We start from the raw sequence: 21,714 nt of genomic DNA on the forward strand, positions 1-21,714 counted from the left end.
GCTCTATCAAATTATCGAACTAAGGCTGGGTATAAATATTACTTAGCCCCAAGTCCTCCATCAATACCTAATATATTTCCATTACAATAATCAGAGGATGCCGAAGCAAAATAAATGACAGCTCCAGCTATATCACTATCTCTGCCTAATCTCCTTGAAGGAGTCTTAGTACCTTCCCCGCCCAATCTATTTGCAAGTGTACCTTCTACTTGTGGATCATTCATTCCAGTAGTCATGATTCCAGGTGCGATAGCATTCACAGTCAGTCCATGACGAGCCCACTTGACTGCAAGGTCCTTCGTTAACGTGTTGACTGCACCTTTACTTGCTGCATATCCTACAGAGTCTACTACTTCTGGGTCTGTACCCCTAGTTGCGACAGTTGAAGAAACGTTAATGATTTTTCCGTATTTATTTTCAATCATATGTCTTCCAACAGCCTGACACATTAAGAATGTACCTGTCAAATTTGTATCAATCATAACTTGCCATTCTTTAACAGGCATCTCCGTCGCTGGGATTTCATAAGCTACTCCGCTAGCGTTGACTAAAATTTCGATCTTGCCAAATTGAGAAATTACTTTCTCTACAGCTTGTCCAACAGATTCAGGATCTGTTACATCCAATGCAAGGGCAAATGCTTGTCCACCTAACGTTTCAATTTCTTTTACAACGTTCTCGCAAACTTCTAAACGACGTGAACCTACTACAACGGTAGCACCAGCTTTTGCAAGTGCAATTGCCATTTGACGGCCTAACCCGCTCCCGCCCCCAGGTACGATTGCTGTCTTCCCTGTTAAATCAAAAAATTGGTTCAATGACATGCTGATTCCTCCTGTATTGGAAATATTTGAAGATTTTAAAATCTTATTACTATTCATCATACTCATAAATGATAATGAAATAAAATTAATGATTTTAATGTGTAAGTAAGTATTACTAATATTAAAAAAGGTGTACAGCTATGAATTTTGAACAAGGGTCTTCAAGAACAAATCCCCCTTAAGATAGTCATGGAGAATGGCTATTAAATAATTCCAAAAGGCTATAGGTTCTTATATTGTTGCAATTAGATTATATGGATTTCCCCAAGTTCTTTTTGCATAAAACATAAGCCATAACAACAAAATGTTTAAAATTTATACATATTTAAGCGATAATGCCACTCATTTTTTATTCGTTTTGTATCAAATTCCCCCAATTTACTACAGAAAAAACCTAAAGTAAAATAAAAAGTAGTAAATTGTCGAAAAATTTATAAAAAAAGAATTTATCATTTGGGAGGGGAATTGTTTTGGGGAAAAATAGGTTTAATAAAATTCTTACTACGACAACAATGGGGCTTTTATTGATGTCCTCTGTCGTACCTTATAATGTTTTGGCTGAAAGCCCAAGCCAAAGTACCATCCAAGGTACGCTTCAAAGTAGTTCATCTCAAACAGGGTCATTAAATTTAACCCAAGCGCAGATCGAGGCTATGAACAAAATTAATACTGAGAATGATATAACCATTTCTCCAAAAATTAACGTCAACAGCTCTGAGCCTGTACGCGTTATTGTGGAATTTAAACAAGCTCCAGCAGAAGTCTCAGTCATTCAGGAGCAAATATCCGGAAATGAGATTTCGTTATCAGACGCTACTAAAAAGGTAAAGGAAAGTCATAAAAAGTTTAAAGATTATGTTCAAACATTAGCTAAACAAATAGAAGGAGTTAGTGCTGTAACTCCGTTTAATTCTACTAATCTATCAACTATTAAAATTACGAATGAATACAAGCACGCGTTTAACGGGGTAGCGATGACACTCCCAGGAACCGATGTAGAAAAATTACTAGAGTCAGGCTTAGTAAGTCGAATTTATGAAGATAAAGTTGTAAAAATTGATCCAATTGGTCCAGAAGGTTCAAATACTAATAGTTTAACAGCTGGTAATGGACAATTGAAATCAAATTCAGCGACAATCAATCAACAAAGTGTGTCGGTGCAAAGCACTGCTACAAATACGTTGAAAGAGAATTCAATACCACTTCCTGGTATTGAAGAATTGCATAATGAAGGTGTAACGGGTGATGGAATTAAAGTCGGTGTCCTTGATACGGGTATTGATTATAATCATCCAGATTTAAATAATGTATACAAAGGATATCGTAAAAAAGATGGAGAAGATCTAACTACAATTGATCAAACAACGGTAAAGGGTTGGGATTTCGTTGATAACGATGCTGATCCAATGGAGACGACATATCAAGATTGGTTAAATTCAGGATCGCCTAATTATGGTGAACAGACGTATTATACTTATCATGGTACTCACGTAGCAGGCACGATTGCAGCGCAAGGAGAAAATCCGGTTGACAATCCAGCTTTAGGTGTAGCACCAGATGTTGATTTATATGGCTACCGTGTGTTAGGTCCATATGGACAGGGATATTCAAGCAGCATTATTGGTGGTATTGATAAAGCGGTACAGGATGGTATGGACGTTATTAACCTTTCATTAGGTGTGGCACTGAACGATCCGTTAATAGCAGAATCCGTTGCGATTAATAATGCTACACTTGCTGGAGTGACATGTGTCATTTCAGCAGGAAACGCAGGTCCAGGTGAGAAAACGCTTGGTTCGCCGGGAACGGCAGCATTAGCCATTACAGTTGGAGCAAGCGACTTCCCAATGGTGATTCCTACAGTATCAGCAACTGTTGGCAGTGAAACGTTCGACAATATGATGCTGTTAGGAAAAGATTTTAAGGATAACTTAGAAACGCTAACGACCAAATCGTATCCAATCGTCTTTGTGGGCTTAGGTGGAGAGAACGATTATCAAGATGCGAATGGTCAACCGATCGATCTTACCGGAAAAGTGGCATTAGTTGAGCGTGGAACGTACGCATTTACGGAGAAAGTTGCAAACGCTAAAAAAGCGGGAGCGGCAGCTGTTATTATATATAACAATATCGATGGTCAAATCGATAATTATTTAGCACAAAATATAAACTTTATTCCAGCGTTCCGTTTGACAAAAGCGGATGGAGAACGATTAAAAGCAGAAGCAGCTTCTCAAATTACATTTGGTAGTGTAGGTTCAGTTGTGACCGAAGGGAATCATCTTGCTAGCTTCAGCTCTAGAGGACCTGTTACGAACAACTATGACATTAAACCAGATGTAGTAGGACCAGGTGTATCTGTGTATTCCACTTATCCGGAGTACATTCATAGTCCAGAAGACGGAATCGATTATTCGACAGCCTATGCTCGTATTTCTGGTACGTCAATGGCATCGCCTCATGTAGCGGGTATTGCAGCTCTTATTTTACAAGCACACCCAGACTACACACCTTTTGATGTGAAAGCGGCGTTAATGAATACAGCAGATAAGTTATCTAGCGATTATTCCGTATACGAAGTAGGAGCAGGATTAGTTGATGTAAAAGAAGCCGTTCACACTAATGTATATGTTAAAGTTATGGACCAGACGCAAAATAAGGATCAAAGCGGCAGACTTGTCACAATTGACGAAGAAACAGGTTCAATTGCTTATGGCACAATCTATAGAAAAGAAGATGCTGTAAATGAAGACAGTCGAAAAATCGTTATTAAAAATAAAGGAACACAACCAAAAGAATTCGATATCAGTTACGTATTTTCGAATCCGAAAAATGGTGTTCTTGATGCAGTATCCAATAAGGTGGAAATGACAACATCTGCACAGTCAATTTCGGTTGCGGCTGGGGCATCTGCTGATTTGACAGCGGCGATTCGTGTACTAGGGACTGCAGAAAAGGGTAGATACGAAGGCTATGTGAATATTGTCAATCGTGCAAATCCACAAGAAAGCTATCGTGTACCGTTTGCTGTTCGCGTCGTGGATAAGGGGATAGAGTCTATTGAATTAGATAATCCAGCCATCAGCACGGTGAATTGGACTCCTGGACATCCATTTATGGCAGGCCCTTTTAGATCTATTAAATTTAAATTAAATAGCCCTGTTAAGACAGTTCGTGCGTTTATTTATGATAATGAAGGCCGTCCGCTAGGAAGCACTAGCTTCATGCCGAAAGATGCTTCAACAGCACCTATCGACAAAGATTTATTTTTAAACTACACACCTTCTTACTATCCGTTTATTGGAGATCCAAAAGAAGAGAAGACGGATATGAATACAATGGCAACATTACCAGAAGGTCAATATACATTGAAGTTTAGAGCAGTAGAGGCAGATGGGAAAACCTACGAGAAAGACCAAATGATTGTAGTTGACAATACATTACCTAAATTGACATTCAAAGACAAACAACCAGGTAAAGTATATGAACTAAAGGATTCAGACTTTACACAAGAGACGATGAATGGCAATGCCTACAATGCTTTTTGGATTCATGCGAATCTGACTGACGAAGGAACGGCTCAATTTGGGTCACAATCTGATAATACTCTTTGGTATTATTACAATCAGAAGTTTTTCCCGGATGGAGATTTCCCAGTAGAAGAGAACGGGGACGTGAAATTTGGAATTGAAAAATCGGATATAGAAAATGGTCCTGCAACCATGATTTTATTCCCTATGGATAAGGCAACAAACGGCCATTTATTAAATGAATTTTATCCTTATGCTTTTGTGAAGGAAGGTACGCCTTATGTAGTGCCAACTTATGACAAAGAAAAAGTGTATAAAAACGATACATTAACGATGACGTTAAGCTTGAACAATGTTGAAAAGCTGATGTCTGGAACGTACGACGTTGGATTCTATAAGAACTTTGAATTAGTAGATGTAAAAGTGAATAAGGAGTTCCAAGACTACGCAGAAGAACACGGTTTAGCGGTATCAGTTGACGAAACAGTCGTAAAAGAACATCCAATATATGAAACGAAAAATTCCGTCAATGTAGGGGCTCATATTAGTGGAGATGGATTTACAGGTTTTAATGGCGACATCAATTTCCTTGATGTAACGTTCAAGCTAGTAGACGATCATTTCTTCATTCTTGCGGATACAATGGACGGTGAAGAAAATACGAAACCATTTAGTTACACGAAGTTTGGCGAATCTACGCCAACGACAATCACTTCGTTTAACCAAATTGACAGCTACAAAATTATCCCTAAGCATTCCTATGTAGATTCATATTTGCGCCTTGAAGCATTCGCTGGTCAATGGGGTAAAGATTTAACAAAAATTGGAGCGGAAGTATACGCGCAAGATTCAAATGGAGTGAAATACCCAGGTACCATTGATCTTCCGCAAGGTTATTTCAGTGTGAAGAATCTTCCGTTATCAAAGGATCCATATGATATTGTGGTCGAAGCTCCTGGACATCTAAAGAGCATCCAAAAAGTGAATCTAGGAACTAAAACGACTTGGGGCGAGGAAATTGGATCGTATGCTGCTGTTTTAGGTTTTCAGCCTAGAGCTGCTGCAGGTGATGTGAATGGTGATGGTGTTATTGATGTCCTTGACGTGAAGCAAGTAGCAGATAAATTTGGTCAGCAGGATAATGTGACGTTTAAAATAGAAGATTTAAACCAAGACGGCATTGTCAATACGACTGATATGAATTTCCTAATAAAAAATTTATACAAATCAAACCCTGATGCGACCATTACACCAAAAGAAAAAGTTGACGGTAAATACGCTACAGATTTCTTCAATAAGTTAGGAATTGCAACTCCGATTATCACATTGAAAAATCAGTCAAAGTCTAATCATACCGCTGCGCTTAGCTGGCTAGCTGCTGTCGATGCAACTGATGTGAAAGTTGAGCAATCAATCGATAATGGAGCTACATGGAGTGCTGCAAAAACAGAACAGCAGGTTACCGTTGACTCACACCAAGCGGTTGTGACTGGATTAACAGCTAATACTTCCTACCAGTTTAGAATAAAAGTAACAGGTGGTTTGAACGCAGGTATTTCAAACGTAACTAATATAAATGTAAAACGTAATATTAAGTAATAAATAAGGGAATGCCATATTCCAAGCATTTACAATGATTTGCTTTAATAGTAAAGACCGCAATCAGTTATGAAATATGCGGTCTTTTTTTTTTATGATATTTTGAGAAGATATAAAGAATTAGACTTTTGGATAAATTTTACTTCACTGAAACTAACGGTGAGTTGAATTCAAGAAGTTAATGCTGCTACATAGCTTTTTCTTTTTGATAAAGGGACAGGTTAAAATAATTAATAGTTTAATAGTAGCAAAGTGGTCAAGGTTTCTTGATGGTAAAGTAGACTTCGCACACTTTAAAAGATCGGTAATATAAAGCTTTACTTCATAACATGTTAAGTTTTCTGGAGTTCATTAAACCAAGTCACGATGATAAAATCTACCTGTTAATTTAAAATCCCAATGAATCTTTGTATACAGTTTAAATAATGGATGTGCTCAAATTGGATAAATTATTAATCAGGGACTGCATCATTATATTTGCAGTGTTATTAACTAGTTTTACAGACATTTTTCTGGAAACAAAAAGCAAACCTGAATCAACACCATCCGTACATGCAAAACAGAATGAGGGTAGTATCCATGTTGACACCAACCCAGAGAGCATTTCTGTTCTCGTAAATCACCTACATAAGCTTCCAGAAAATTATTCTCCATCAGAGCTTATTTATGCAGATATTCCATTTATTTTCCAAGAGAAAACCGAAAAGCGAAAAATGCGTGCTGAGGCCGCAGGAGCGATTAAAGAACTATTTACTGATGCAAAAGCACAAGGTATTTCATTATTAGGTGTTTCGGCTTATCGATCACATGCAACTCAAACGGCATTATTTCAATCTTATGTAAGTAAAGATGGGTATGAGGTAGCAAAAACGTACAGTGCTTTGCCTGGCACGAGTGAACATGAAACCGGTCTTGCAATCGATGTTACTGGAGGAGATGGCAAGTGCCCTGCAGAAGAATGCTTCGATGGAACAAAAGAGGCCATTTGGCTAGAGGAGAATGCAGCGGATTACGGCTTTATTATTCGATATCCGAAAGGAAAAAAAGCCATTACTGGGTATCAATTTGAGCCTTGGCACCTTCGTTATGTTGGTAAATCGATCGCACTTAAAATTATGAACAAAGGAATTACACTGGAAGAATATTTTCATGCAGAACCAGTTAATAAGTAACAAAAAGCGTCAATTCCTTAGGAACTTGACGCTATTTGTTGTTCTGTTTACCTTTTATTTCCCTGCAGAAGAACATATCCAAAATATAAGTGATACTTAACATGATGTTAAGAAATCCAAGATTTCTTTATCTTGTCGGAGATTGTAGAATTATTACCGAGTCTTCAATGTAAAATCGTATTTTACTATTTTTTTTAATATTTTGTAGATGCATTTCATTAGTTTTTAAGACTTTATCATAACAACAACATAGGAGTAGACCACTTAAAAGGCATTACACAATATTTGTCATAGGGAGTGTGGTCATAAATGGGGCAATTGATAGTAATTTTTGAAGGCGAGGAATATATTATTCTGCATCAATATGCAAGTGGTTACTGTGAAATAAGGAGTGAAGATGGTTATAATCAAGAAGTTAAACTAGTTCACTTTTCGGAATTAAAACTGAAGAATTAAATTAACTTAAAAATAGCCATTTTATATAAATCCAGGCAAACAGATACCAATCATTCGTTATAATAAATTTATTAGGGATTGGCAATTGATGTTAGTGGCAGTAATGGGAAATGTGATGCGACCTATTGCTTTCCCAATACCAAAGAAGCGAGTGGCTGGATAAATAGTGCAAATTTTGGTTTGTTTGTTACCCAAAAAGAACTGGTAACAAAGATGTTATAAAGTGTCTACATCAGTAAAAGTAACGGTTCTTCAACAGCCATAAAAGGGACGGATCTCTTGCTTTATATAATCATATTTATAACAATTCCTCTATCGATTTTATTAACTTTAGTTACAAAGGAAACTGACCTTTTTGGGTTGGTTTCTTATTTTATGTGTTTAATCAGGGGTGAAAGGCTCCTTAGCTTCTATTCTAGTCCTTTAGACGTATTTTAAATCCCTTTAATAATTATATAAAAGAAAATTCGACTAATTATGCTCGTTTCCCCCAATATTTATTGCGAGAGGACACCAATATTATGAAATATTTTTCCTTTGCAATAACATTAATACTATTTAAATAAAACCTTTTTAATGAAATTTTTAACATTTAAACCTATCAAACCAGCTTAATTCCCCCAAGTTACAGTGCTCTACGGTGTTTGTTAAATATGCGTAAGATTATATTTTAGTAATTTTATTATATTACTAATTTCATGATTGAGTGAAATAAATAGAATACTATTGAAATTTTAAAGGAGAGACGTAAATGAAAAAGGGGAAGCTGAAGGCATTTAAAGTCATGACTACTGCTGCTGTAACATCATTAATACTAAGGAATTGTCATTTTAGCGATGGATTTTGCAGGAAATATATCTTGGACTACGTGGGGAGATCAAAGCTATAATAAATGGAGTATGGCGATGCAAACGTGGAGTGTAACTCCGTCTACTGGCATTAACCAAACCAAACCAGCAAAAATTACTGCTTGGGGCCATACCCGAATAGACTGGACAATTACTGTAAAAAATGCAAGTGGTCAAATGGTAGATTCATGGACAGTGAAGAATGAACATACATTAAGAAAACAATGGACACCTGATACAAATCTTCCAAATGGCACATATACGATCACACTAGATCTCGTAACAAAGGACGGTTTTAAAGTAACATCACTGCCAAAAACAGTAACAGTTGTTCAAAAATCAATAATTGTATTATTTACCTTTCAAGGACAAAATTTGTCTTCGGAAGGTTTGAATGAATGTTTAATTTCTTACCTTATTTTTAATAAAAACAAAAGGGCTCGAGTGAAAACTGGAGCCCTTTTGTTTTATAGGCAAATTCAAAAAACCGACTTAATCAGTTATACACCATATGAATCCGGATCAACAATAATTGGTTCTGCGGTAGTAAATGGATTAGTAGTTGAAGCTATTAAAATTATGATTGAAAATAATTTTACTCCACCGATTTTTAAAAGTGGAAATGCGGACGATTCTACGAGAACATAATCGTAATATAAATAAGTAAATATAAAGGTAGGATCCCTTTATTAGAAGGGTAAGAATTTCTTTCGACAGGTGACTAATCACTTGTCGATTTTTTCATTTCATTTTTAAACCTATCGCGCATCTGATCTTTTTCGTATTATTTTTTAAGTCTTTAGTACTGTTTTTGGAAAATTTTTTTTTGTAAAATCGCAAAATTCGAATAATTATGATATATTCCCCCAAATTTTAAGATTACAACGCCTGCTTAATATAATAATTTCGACAAACTACTATTTCGTCCGTCCCCAAAATATCCTAGAATTCTTTTTTAATAGAGTTTATATGACAAATCCTAAATTAAAATCCTTAACAAAGGACTTTTGTATTAGTTGAATTTCCCCCAATGTACGGTTTTATAAGATGTAAGTAAAATTTGAATTGTATTTATTTGTACTCTCTTTGGTTAATAGATTGTTAAATTAAAATGGCAATTAATAGCTATTAATCTATTAATCTTAGGTGAATAAATGTAAATATTGAAGTTCTTATTTTATATAAAAAAGAGGAGAGACATTATGAAAAATGGAAAATTGAAAGCGTTTAAAGTCATGACCACAGCTGCCTTAACATCATTGATTTTTACGTCGTTACCGGTCGCGGCAGACAACAATGCGCAACCAGAAACCATCAATGAAGTCCTGGAACAGAATCAGATTGTAGGCGTGAATAAGAATTACGAAGGAAATGATTTAGAGAATTCGATGTATCAGGAGGGTGGAAAGAAGGAAATAAAAGCCTTCCAGCCAACTGAAAAGGTCCGTTTAATCGTCGAAGTGGAACAACCATCAGAAAGTGAAGTAGCCTCTAAAAATAAAAAAGATTCCTATAAAGAAAAGCAAGATGGCGTCATCCATCAACTATCCAATGTTCAAAAAGGGAAAAAAGCGCCGATCCAAGTCAAACACCGCTATTTTGAAGGGTTTAACGGATTCAGCGTTGAAACCGAGTACCAAAACGTGAAAGACATCAAGTCCCTTCCTGGCGTCAAACATGTTCACATTGCCAGAACTTTTGAGGAAAATATGGCGGCCAGTAAAGAATTGGTCCAAGCCCAAAAGGTGTGGGAGCAATATGGTTATAAAGGCGAAGGAATGGTTGTGGCCATCGTCGACAGCGGTATTGACTACAATCATAAAGATTTTACGCTATCCAATGACGCCAAAGCAAAAGAAAAATGGACCCAAGAGGAAATGAACAACAAAATGGCCGAAACGGAAGTAGGCGACATTTGGTATTCCGATAAAGTGCCAACTGGTTACGATTGGGCGGACAATGATACCAATGTTATTCCTGCTGGGGCAAAAGCAAGTCCGCATGGAACGCACGTAGCTGGAACGGTTGGAGCAAATGGCGATGAAACAAAAGATGGCGTGGCTGGGGTAGCTCCTGGGGTTCAGCTATTAGCGGAGAAAGTATTCTCTGATGCCGGCGGCGGTGCGATGGAAGATGATATCATCGCAGGGATTGAACATGCTGTTACGATGGGAGCAGACGTCATCAACATGAGTTTGGGTGTCGATTCCGGTTATGTCGATGAAAGTTTTGACCCGATTCAAAAAGCCATTCGCGTCGCAACGGAAAAAGGGTCAATGGTCGTTGTCGCGGCTGGAAATTCATCTTACAGCACAAAAAATAATGTGATCAGTTCATCTTTACAGCCGTATGCCGACAATCCGGATATCGGAACCGTTGGAGCACCTGGTATCAGCCCATTTGCCTTATCGGTTGCTTCCTATGAAAATACGAAGTACCATGTAAACGGATTAACTGACGAATCCGGTATGACACTTCCATTTAAGGATTTTACAGGGTATGGTCCAGCTTTTAAGGTTTCCAAAAATCTATCTTCCAACGAAGAGTATGAAATGGTGTTTGTCGGTGAAGGGAAAAAAAATACGGATTATCCTGTAGGAAAAACAGGGTATATTGCAGTTGCGAAAATGTTAAATTCCTATTCGCTTTATTCACAAAACAGCACAGCAAAAGCGGCTGGAGCGAAAGCACTCATCGTGATACCTGCTGATTTTATTCCAGATTATCAAACCTTACAATTTTCAGCAGCCGGTATACCGTCCGCAACGACCAGTAAGGTCATCGGTGCAACCCTTGTGGACAAGCTAAAGAACGGACAGAGTGTAAAGATGAAGTTTACAGGCGGCATGTGGGTGGATAATCCAGCGAAAGACAACATGTCTCACTTCTCATCGTACGGTGCACCGAGCACGCTCGATTTCAAACCAGAAATTTCAGGACCGGGTGGAAATATCTATTCCACGATGCCAGGTAATGAATATGAAGTGATGAGTGGAACGTCGATGGCAACCCCTCATGTAGCGGGTGGTTCTGCCCTATTATTACAAGCGCTTTATCAAAAAGGACTTTCTCATTCTGAGGAAACCGTATTAAAAGCGAAAATTGCGCTGATGAATACGGCGAATGTCATCATGGATCCAAGAACAAGCGGAACGGTTCCCTATACACCGCGTTTACAGGGTTCTGGGCATATGAAGATTCAGAACGCCATTCAAACACCTGTGATTGTCACAAGAAAAGGTACGTCACTTGAGCAAGCAGGTGCGGTATCCTTAAAAGAAATCGGAAAAGAAACACAATTCCAATTGGAAATGGAAGCATTCGATATTCCTAAGGGTGAAAGTAATAATGGAAAATCTGAGTTTGAGTACAAAGTATTCGTGGATGTCTTAAAGGATCAGACGGAAACGAAGAAATTTGATTTTGATATGGATGGAAACCTTGACCAAAAAGAGTATTTAACGTTAAAGAGCGAGCGAATTGAAGGGGCGAAAGTGACCGTCAATGAACAAAGTGTCACCGACCAAGAGGGAACGTTAATCAAAATCAAACCAGGGCAAAAGAAAAACGTAACCGTCAACATTACGCTTCCAGAAGGCTTGAATAAAAATCAATTTGTGGAAGGATTTGTCCGCATTGTACCGGTTGGAACGAACGAAGGCAAAGCGGTTCCATTAAGTGTTCCTTATATGGGCTTCTACGGTAAGTGGGATGAATTACGAAACGTTGATGCTCCGGCATGGGAAAAGGGTCGTTTCTTAGGCTATACCGCTCTTTGGGATGACACATCTGAAAGATACCCAATGGGGTTTGACCCTTATACACAAAAATTCCATATGAATCGAATTGCCTTCTCTCGCAACTATCAAGTGAGTGGTATTTATGCGACGTTTTCGGCCTTACGAAACATCGATCATGCAGAAGCCTATATTGAGGATGCATCTGGAAATAAAGTGTATGAACTAGGTGAGTTTACTGAAATCGACGGAAATCCATATAAGTTCAGAAAAAACATCATGGCCTACGGAGATAATGCGTACAGCGCTTATTTATGGGATATGATGGATGAAGAAGGAAAATATGTAAAAGATGGCGTCTACAATTACGTTCTTAAAACGACGCTTGCTTATCCAAACGCGAAGCCGCAAATTGTCAAAATGCCAATTACGGTGGATACCGTAGCTCCGGTTCTTTCAAACATTCAAGTGACACCAAAGAACGGAAAATGGGAAATCACGTTTGATGCCACTGACAATGCGAGCGATTTCAACTCGGCTATTCTTTACGTCAATGGGGTATACACGTATTTACCGCTTGGAGCCAAATCCGTCACGGTCACAAAAGAACCAAAAGGGATCGTTGCCCTAGCGGTCGATTATGCTGGAAATATGTCTTGGAAAACATGGGGGGATAACCAAGGGTACAACTATGAGGGAGCGGTTGTTCAAACGATCAGCGTTTCTCCATCTTCAAATGTGAACCAAGCGAAGCCAGCGAAAATTTCAGCATGGGCTCACAACCGAGTGGATTGGACATTAAAGGTGAAAGATGTGAATGGAAACGTGATTGATTCCTGGGAAGTAAAAGATGAACATTCCCTTAAAACCCAATGGGTGCCTAAAACGGACGTTCCAAATGGTACGTATTTTATCACGGCCGATGTCGTGACAAAAGACGGATTTACATTAACTACTAAACCAAAACAAGTAACAGTTCTTCAACAACCTTAGAAATCTATTGATTTATTTAAAAGCTATCAATCCTATTTATATTAGGAATTTGATAGCTTTTTAATTTGGTGAATTTTTAAGTTACTGGATTTATAGGGAATTCACTTTGGTATCAGTACCGTCGTTTAAACAATTAATAAATTGTAATTAATGGAACACACCAAAAATTAAATAACTTTTCTCGCAAAAAGCCTATATTCCCCCAAATAAAAATAGTGATAAAATTCTTTTTTAATTAAAAAACCCCAATTTCTTAATTGATTTTTCTTGTAAATCACACAATATTTTCAATATTAGTAAAGTAATAGGTATAAAGTTGTATTTTTGGCGAAAATTGTCGAATTTTTAAGACTTATATTCCCCCAATGTACGATTTTGATAATCTCAATTAATATTTTAGTATATTCGATTATTAAGAAAATTATTAATACTTGAATATTATAAAATTCTCAACGGCTTATTAAACCTTGAACCCTGAAAGTTTTTGGATTTCATAAGCTCCTATTTTAATATTTTATAAGGAGGGTAAAAAATGAGTACGAAAAAGAGACAAACAAAGAGAATGTTATCTATCTCTCTGTTGAGTGCAATGCTTTTAAACTTTGCACTACCTCAGAGTTTAACACCCGTACATGCTGCTGCTAACTCAAGTCAGAAAAGTCCGTCAAGTGAGACTTTTAATGCAAAAGAAGTAAACCGTATTCTAGACGGACTAACTCCTGAGCAAAAAGCAAATATTAATAAGCTGACTGGAGCAGAAAATTCGCAAAAAATCCATGTGGATAAAAAGGATTTGCGTAGTAAAGAAAATATTAATGTCATCGTTCAATTTAAAGTGGATCCAGCTAAGATTCGAATGATCAAGCAATCATTGGCTAAAGGTGGGGCTTCATTAAAAAGCCAAGCTTTTGCAAGCGAATATTCGGAAGCAAAGAAAAAGGTTGAAGCCTCTCACGCTAATTTTAAAAGCTTTGTGAAGAAAAACCAACCAAAGGCGCAAACTATTGGTGGAAAGTCTGTTAAAACTAGTATGAAGATTACTAGAGAGTATTCAGAAGCATTTAACGGAGTAGCTTTATCTTTACCTGCAAACCAGGTTGCAACAATTGCAGAAAATCCAGAAGTTGCCTCTGTTTGGTCTCAAGTAGAATATACGGTTGCTGAAGGAACTACTTCAAAAGCTTTAGAGGCAAGTGAATCTGTAGGAAAGCCTACAACAGGTCTTTCTTTATTAGGATTAGACAAACTGCAAGCTGAAGGCCACACAGGTATTATTAAATCAGGTCCTCGTGCAGGCCAAAAAGTTAAGGTCGGAGTATTGGATACAGGTATTGACTACAATCACCCTGATTTGAAGGCGGTATATAAGGGTGGGCATGACCTTGTCAACAATACAGGCATCGATGAAGATGGCAATGTCAAATATGTAGATGACCTTGATCCAATGGAAACAACCTATGAGGATTGGGTAGCTGCGAAGGCGCTTCCAGATATAATTGCTGGACCACCTCCTGCAGATTATAAACAGTATATTACTGCTCATGGAACTCACGTTTCAGGGACAATCGCAGCAAATACGACAAATAATAACGATGTCTATTCAGCAAATGGAGTAGCGCCAGATGTGGAACTTTATGGATATCGTGTATTAGGACCAGGTGGACATGGCACATCAGACTCTGTATTGAATGGTATAGATCAAGCAGTTAAGGATGATATGGATGTCATCAATCTTTCGCTTGGTGCATCGGTTAATGATCCGCTTTACCCAACCAGTATTGCGATTAACAATGCTACTTTAGCAGGTGTTGTCTGTGATGTTGCAGCGGGGAACGCTGGTCCAGGTTCAGCTACTGTAGGATCACCAGGAACTGCTGCACTAGCTATTACGGTTGGAGCAAGTTCGATCCCAGGTGAGATTCCTTCGATGACCCTAACGAACGGCTCAGCTTCATACAAAGCTCGTTTATTTGGTAAAAACTTCGCACAATCTGACGATGCATTTAAAGGACAAACATTTCCAATTGTTGATGTCGGTTTAGGTAGTGCGGCAGATTACAATGGATTAAATATGTCTGGTAAAATTGCACTTGTGAAACGTGGCGGAGAGTTTTTAAATTCAAAAATGGCAAATGCTAAAAAAGCCGGCGTAGCAGGTATGATCATTTGGAACAATAATGCCGATGAAGATAACCAAGGATTTATCACAAGCTTCTTAGGCGTTAGCATGGATAATGTTTATTCCGTTTCATTGACTCAAGCGCAGGGACAAGCTCTTTCTGATGCCATTTACAAGGATCCAAAATCAGCAACGATTACGTTCCCAGAAACACTTGATGCGCCATTCGCAAAGAAAGGCGACGAGTTGGCAGGCTTTAGCTCAACGGGACCAGTAAAAGATTGGACAATCAAGCCAGATGTGGTAGCGCCTGGTGTTGACATTTCGTCGACCGTTCCATATGACGTTTGGGAACCACAAGCAGGTGTAAGTGTAGAAAACAGAGATTATAAGTATTCGTATGAATTAATGTCAGGTACTTCAATGGCAACGCCTCATGTTGCAGGGATTTCAGCATTGATTTTAGCTGCAAATCCAGAATATACTCCGGCAGATGTCAAGTCGGCATTAATGAATACAGCTAAGGATATTAATACAGATTCAAAGACTTATAGCGTTTACCAAGTTGGTGCTGGACGTGTTGATCCTGCACGAGCTATTAGTGAGGATGTAAAAATCCAAGTTTTAGATAAGGCATATGCAGTCAATTCAGATTCTATGCTGAGTCAAATTGATATCCTTACAGGAAGCATGTTCTTTGGCTTTAAAGGTAGAGGAGAAGGCGCAACGAACGGCTCTGATGATGTGATTTCAACAAAAGATTTTAACATAACCAACCAAGGAACTAGCAGAAAAACATTTAATGTAAGTAATCAATTTATTTCAACAAAATTTGCTGGATCCAATAAAGTAGGTCCTGGCACAGGAAATGATGTCAAAATCGATTTTTTAACCGGTGATACAAACGTGACATCCATTAATGTTGACGGTGGAAGTACGGTTAAAGCAACTGCAAAAATTACCGTTCCGTCAAATGCATTAGAGGGAACTTACGAGGGTTATATTAACCTTGTAAATGCGGCGGACTCAAAGGAGTCTTATCGTATTCCGTTCACGATTACCGTTGCGGAAAAAGGAATTGATTCGTTTAAAGTTACAACAAAGGCAATGACGCCAGGTAGTTTATCAACCACTAGCTATTCGATTAATAGTGCAATGAAGGACTCATATATTGTATTAAAAGATAAGAACGGAAATTATTTAGGAGTAATAAACAGATTAAGTGATGCTGATTGGATTTCCCCAGGTGTCCAATATAATGGGGTAATTCTATTTTTGGGACAATATCTTCCATTTACTAAGCCATATGATGGCTCATTTGATCAATCCGGAATCGCAACAAAGCCCGTAGCGATAACAGAAGGTACTTATTCTGTTGAGATGATTATGACGGATGCAGCTGGAAAACGCTACACAGCAGAAGATACACTTTATGTAGACAATACACCTCCAACGATTGCCATGGACAGTGATTCAAAGCCAGGGATTTATGAAATCGACCCTACAGGCTATCAACCTGGTCAAGAGATTAAAGGATTTTATGGTTCAGTCTACGATTCTAACGTCGAAGTGATGAAGAATAATGGCGAAACGTCGGTGACAAGTCCAATAGATGGTAGGACACCTGTACCTGTAGATCAAGCATTGAACACAGTTGTGGGTTACCAAGATAGTGATTTCCCAACTGTATTCTTCCATACAGATGAGAAAGGTCGTTTCCATTTTGGAGTTACTCCTGAGGACTTAACATCAAATTTTGGCAGCTACTTTTGGATGTATCCAGTTGATTATGCAGGGGCGGGTGATCCATCAACTACGAAACAGGAATATTATTTTATTAAAAAAGGTACCCCATATTTGACACTTACCAATTCTGGAGGTGTAGATGCAGGACCAGGCAATGAAGATAAAGTTGTTGTCGATGCGGATAAACCGTTCAAAACGACAATTGCAACAAAGTACGGCGTGGGTATGACAGGCGCTAAAATTACACTTAATGATAATAAAGTTTACAAATTTAGCAATATCAGATTAACAGATGAGTATAAAAACTATTTAATCAGCAAAGGGGTTGACCCTAATACGGTATTAACTGTAGGTGATCCTTATACTCATCCAGTCTATCAAGTTGGTAAAAACGTTGATATTACGATATCTGGAATTGGTGCAAACGGTGCACTTGACCATGATATGAATATTATCGAAGCAGATGTAACCTATTCAAACCCTGATCCGATTACAGGACCATTTGAATTTATAGTATTAAAATCGAATTTAACTTTATCAGATGAGGATACGAAAGTTACGTGGTTCCCAACAAATGTACCTTATGTCAGACAGTCAATTTCCGTGCTTAGAGGTCAATTGGCGGCTGAAGCTTTTGCAAGAAACAACGTAACGAATGAATACCCTCAATTCACAGTTGATTCAGGAGCGAAGGTAACGGTGAAAGATGAAAAGGGTAAAACGTTTGCAACGGATAATCCGACATCTTTTAATAACACAATTGCTTATACGTTTATTAACCCGTATTATGCTGTAACAATGGATGTCAGTAACTCGCCATATTCAGTCGAAGCGAGTGTACCAGGACATTTCAAAGGATATGAAAAAACACCAGTCATTGGTGAAAATAAATTTGGCTATCAATCAGGAACAGTAAAAGATATCAGAGGTCTTTTCCCGATTCTTTCAGGTGGAGATGTGAATGGGGATAACGTCATTGATATCAATGACATCCTTTCGGAGATCCAAGCTTATAACGATTATTCGTTCCTTAGTGCGCTTCTTGGTGGAAACGATCCATCCGTTAAATCGCTATTAAAAAGCGTTCGTAACAATGATATTAACTATACGGGTTCACTGATTGCGACAAGTAAAATTGATTACAATGATTTCTATTTTATTTTCAAAAACTTCGGGTTGAAAAATCAAAGTGCGATCGACGCAGGGTTAACGGTTCCAGAACCGCAACTAACGTTAACGCAAGATGTGACGATTGGGACAAACAGAGGAAGTTATACAAATCCAAATTTCGATTCTCTTGCAAAAACATTCACCTTACATGCTGGTGATGGAATCGAACAAATCAGAGCAGCGCTAAATTTTGCAGGACCAAGACAAAAAACAAGTGATACGACCATTCCAAAGTTACAAGACTTACAAAATGGTTCGACAATCTCTCTCATCCCAGTTAGTGATGTGTTTAAAGATGATGTAGTATGGAGAAAAGCAATCACAAAAGTGATGTTAGGTTCAACAGATGTTACAAATTTAGTGAAAATCTCAGAAGCATCTACGTATTATGATCAATTTGGCACGCTAACGGTTATGCCTTCTAAAATTACGTTACCTGGTTCGTTATTTACGACGGCTACGAATTACACAGTTACCATCAAAGCGACTGGTTATCAAGATGTAACCAATACCTTTACGGTATCAACTACAGCAATTCCGACGCCTACTATACCAGAAGTGACTGATCCATCAAAAGCACATGTAGGGAAGGATTTAACGTTTACCTTTACAGATGATGCGAATTGGCGTAATGGAATTAATAATATAAAGGTGAGAACACAAAACAACGCAACCGTTCTAGATATCACAGATTTGAAAGACGGTAGTGGGAACAAATATTACGACATTAGTGTACCAGGTCAAATTACCTTTAAGGCAGATTTATTTAAGACGAATGCAGCAACTGTTGGTCCATCTTCTGCCATCAATCCTGGTGGAACCAACTGGTTGCCTCAGTTGTATAAGTTCGATATCAGCTCAAAGGGTGCAGATAATACCATTTACCCGGTTAAAACAATCGGACTTGATTCAAACGGTTTTTATTCTCAAGCAGTAGGATACGGCATTACGTTTGATACTCAAGGTGGCGCGCCAGTTAATCCAATTGCAGTTGGATATAGACCGAGTAGAACCAGAGTAAATAATGATGTCATTACCAATAGTATTGGATTTAATATCAATCCTAGTACAACAAGACCTGGCTATAAATTTATTGGATGGTTTAACGATCCATCAGGTACAAGTCAGTGGCAACCAACTAATGATATAGGTGCAGATCAAACCGTTTATGCGAAATGGCAAGTGAATTTTACGCAAAGCTATTCACCTGTTGATGTAACGAAACCAAATGGTATCAAGTTTGACGGAACAAGTGGAGCAAGCGGAATTGGTTGGGTACTTGGCGAGGGAGATCTGAAAATCAATATTCCAGATTATGCAGCGAATATTCCTTGGTTAACAAGTAAGGATCAAATTGCCAAAATCGAAGCCACTTACTATAAATTAAAGAGTGATGGAACGACAGAGGCTACGGAAACAAAGTATACGTTAGATCCAAGCACATATGACATGTCAACGAATGATCGAATTGGAACGCTTTCATTTACGACTGCGACGGAAAAATTTGCAACTGAACATCCAGATCAAAAATTTGCGTTTAGTGCAGCACCAAGCTTAGCTAAGGGTAGTCCAAATGCTGGCTATAAATTAACAATTACAGCAAAAACAGGTGAAACGCTTGATGTTCCAGATGTTAAACTTAGTTATCGACGTCATATTGACTTAAATGGCGGAACATTAAAGAATTCAACTGACTTATATTTAGCCGATGCACTTGTTAATGGTTTAGCTACTGCACCCAATTTACAAACAGCATTATCATTTGTAACAAATGGATCACTCTCATTAAGTGATAAATTATATCTGGACAGTGCGAACTCAAGTGACAAGGTGTCAACGATTTCACAAAATAACGGCATTTTCCTAACCGATAATGCAACTTACTATTTATGTTGGATTAAAACACCTCCAACCGTATTGAAGGATACTGTTGAAAACATTGTAGGTAGCGATATTACGTTACCATTTACAGATGATGGAACATGGAAAAATAATATCAAAGCAGTTAAAATTGGTTCAAAAGAATTAGTTTTAGATAAGGATTATACAATTAGCAATAACACTATTACGTTAAACCATGACCTATTTACAGCAGGACAAAAGGTCAATGTGGCAATCGTTTCTGAAGGTTATGCGGATGCACTCGTTACAGATCAAGTAATCGGACATAAAGTAACGTTTGTATCAAATGGCGGAGATCCTGTTCCAGCTCAAATCGTAGATCGAAATGCAAGAAAGCCACTAGATCCTACAAAGGTCGGCTATAAGTTCTACGGTTGGTATACGGATCAAAATTTAACAACACCATATGATTTTGCAAACATTGTAACAAAACCAATTACACTATATGCAAAATACGCTTTAGTCGGTTCTCTTATTTTAACAGATACGACAGATAACGCGCTTGGTAACGATATGACACTTGAATTCCTTGATTCTGAGTGGGCAAATGCGATTACTAAAATTAAAGTTGGTGCAATTAATTTAGATGGAACAAAATATAAAGTAGATAAGGTTGCACGTACGATTACATTGGATAAGAGTGTCTTCACAAAAACTGGAGATTTCACGATCAATATCAGTGCTACTGATTATGCAGATGTAATCGTAACCCAAAAAGTGGTGAATGGATATAATGTGCATTTCGTCCTTCCAAGTGATGCTCCTACTGAGCTAAAGGATGCAGTAAAAGATCAAATAGTAGCACGCAGAATAACAGCACCGTCTGTTTATGGTTATGATTTAGCTTGGTTTGCAGATGAAGCATGTACAATTCCTTGGGATCTCACAAGCTCGATCTATTCTGCAAAAACACTTTATGGAAAATGGTCACTTCATAAGTTTACTATTGTCTTTGATAGACAGGATGGTGGCTTAGTAGAAAGTATGGCAGTAGATTACAGCAAGACAATTAGTGCACCAACAGCACCAACAAAATCAGGTTATGCATTCCTTGGATGGTATAAGGATCCGGCAGGTAAAACGGCTTGGAATTTTGCAACAGATAAAGTGTCAGGCGATACAATACTTTATGCAAAATGGGCAGCTGGTGTAGAAAACCATGGAGTTTACAACAAGGATGTCATTATTAGCTTTAATGAAGCAACCGCTAAATTAGATGGCAAAGATTTCACAAGCGGTACGGCTGTTACTGGAGAGGGTAACTACACATTAGTGATAACGGACGCAGCCGGAATCGTATCAACCGTGAAATTTACAATTGACAAAACAGCTCCTAAAGCACCAATTGTGAATAAAGTGACCTCCACGGCTAAAGTAGTAACAGGTAAAGCTGAAGTTGGCTCTACGATTTTAATAAAAGCAGGCACAAAAACACTTGGCACAGGAACAGTTGATAGCAATGGTAAGTTCACTGTTTCAATTGTAAAACAAATTGTAGGTACACACCTTTACGTAACAGCAATTGACAAAGCTGGAAACGAAAGTTCAGTTACAAAGGAAACTGTAAGTAAATAAGAAATAAAAAATATCCCTGAAATTTTTCAGGGATATTTTTTTA

General features: G+C 37.9%; 7 protein-coding genes. 6 read left to right on the plus strand and 1 reads right to left on the minus strand.

Annotation, left to right across the window (positions count from 1 at the left end):
- Window positions 1–38 precede the first annotated feature (38 nt).
- On the minus strand, window positions 39–824 hold the full coding sequence (locus tag QUG14_RS29190; RefSeq protein WP_289343933.1) for an SDR family NAD(P)-dependent oxidoreductase: 786 nt from the start codon (window positions 822–824) through the stop codon (window positions 39–41).
- Window positions 825–1,294: 470 nt separating this feature from the next.
- Between QUG14_RS29190 and QUG14_RS29195 the strand changes: the two genes are divergently transcribed.
- The 6 genes from QUG14_RS29195 to QUG14_RS29225 all read left to right on the plus strand — a co-directional run bounded on the left by QUG14_RS29195 (window position 1,295) and on the right by QUG14_RS29225 (window position 21,671).
- Window positions 1,295–5,953, plus strand: a complete 4,659-nt coding sequence (locus QUG14_RS29195) for a S8 family serine peptidase (protein WP_289343934.1) — start codon at window positions 1,295–1,297, stop codon at window positions 5,951–5,953.
- Window positions 5,954–6,426: 473 nt separating this feature from the next.
- The gene (locus tag QUG14_RS29200; protein ID WP_483310821.1) at window positions 6,427–7,125 is read left to right on the plus strand and encodes a M15 family metallopeptidase; all 699 of its coding nucleotides are present in this window, start codon (window positions 6,427–6,429) and stop codon (window positions 7,123–7,125) included.
- Window positions 7,126–7,434: 309 nt separating this feature from the next.
- Window positions 7,435–7,581: a hypothetical protein gene (locus QUG14_RS29205; protein WP_289343936.1), complete on the plus strand. Its 147-nt coding sequence runs from the start codon at window positions 7,435–7,437 to the stop codon at window positions 7,579–7,581.
- Between the two features lie 905 nt (window positions 7,582–8,486).
- The gene (locus tag QUG14_RS29215) at window positions 8,487–9,077 is read left to right on the plus strand and encodes a phosphoheptose isomerase family protein (RefSeq protein WP_289343937.1); all 591 of its coding nucleotides are present in this window, start codon (window positions 8,487–8,489) and stop codon (window positions 9,075–9,077) included.
- A 554-nt stretch (window positions 9,078–9,631) separates the two neighbouring features.
- A complete protein-coding gene (locus QUG14_RS29220) occupies window positions 9,632–13,159 on the plus strand; it encodes a S8 family serine peptidase (protein WP_289343938.1) in 3,528 nt (1,175 codons plus the stop codon).
- Window positions 13,160–13,691: 532 nt separating this feature from the next.
- A complete protein-coding gene (locus tag QUG14_RS29225; RefSeq protein ID WP_289343939.1) occupies window positions 13,692–21,671 on the plus strand; it encodes a S8 family serine peptidase in 7,980 nt (2,659 codons plus the stop codon).
- Window positions 21,672–21,714: the final 43 nt, after the last annotated feature.

The sequence above is a fragment of the Neobacillus sp. CF12 genome, from assembly GCF_030348765.1.
Lineage (GTDB): Bacteria > Bacillota > Bacilli > Bacillales > Cytobacillaceae > Neobacillus.

Coding starts and splice junctions, on each gene's coding strand:
- QUG14_RS29225 (WP_289343939.1), top strand. CDS start 13,692: ATGAGTACGAAAAAGAGACAAACAAAGAGAATGTTATCTATCTCTCTG.
- QUG14_RS29190 (WP_289343933.1), bottom strand. CDS start 824: ATGTCATTGAACCAATTTTTTGATTTAACAGGGAAGACAGCAATCGTA.
- QUG14_RS29215 (WP_289343937.1), top strand. CDS start 8,487: ATGCAAACGTGGAGTGTAACTCCGTCTACTGGCATTAACCAAACCAAA.
- QUG14_RS29205 (WP_289343936.1), top strand. CDS start 7,435: ATGGGGCAATTGATAGTAATTTTTGAAGGCGAGGAATATATTATTCTG.
- QUG14_RS29220 (WP_289343938.1), top strand. CDS start 9,632: ATGAAAAATGGAAAATTGAAAGCGTTTAAAGTCATGACCACAGCTGCC.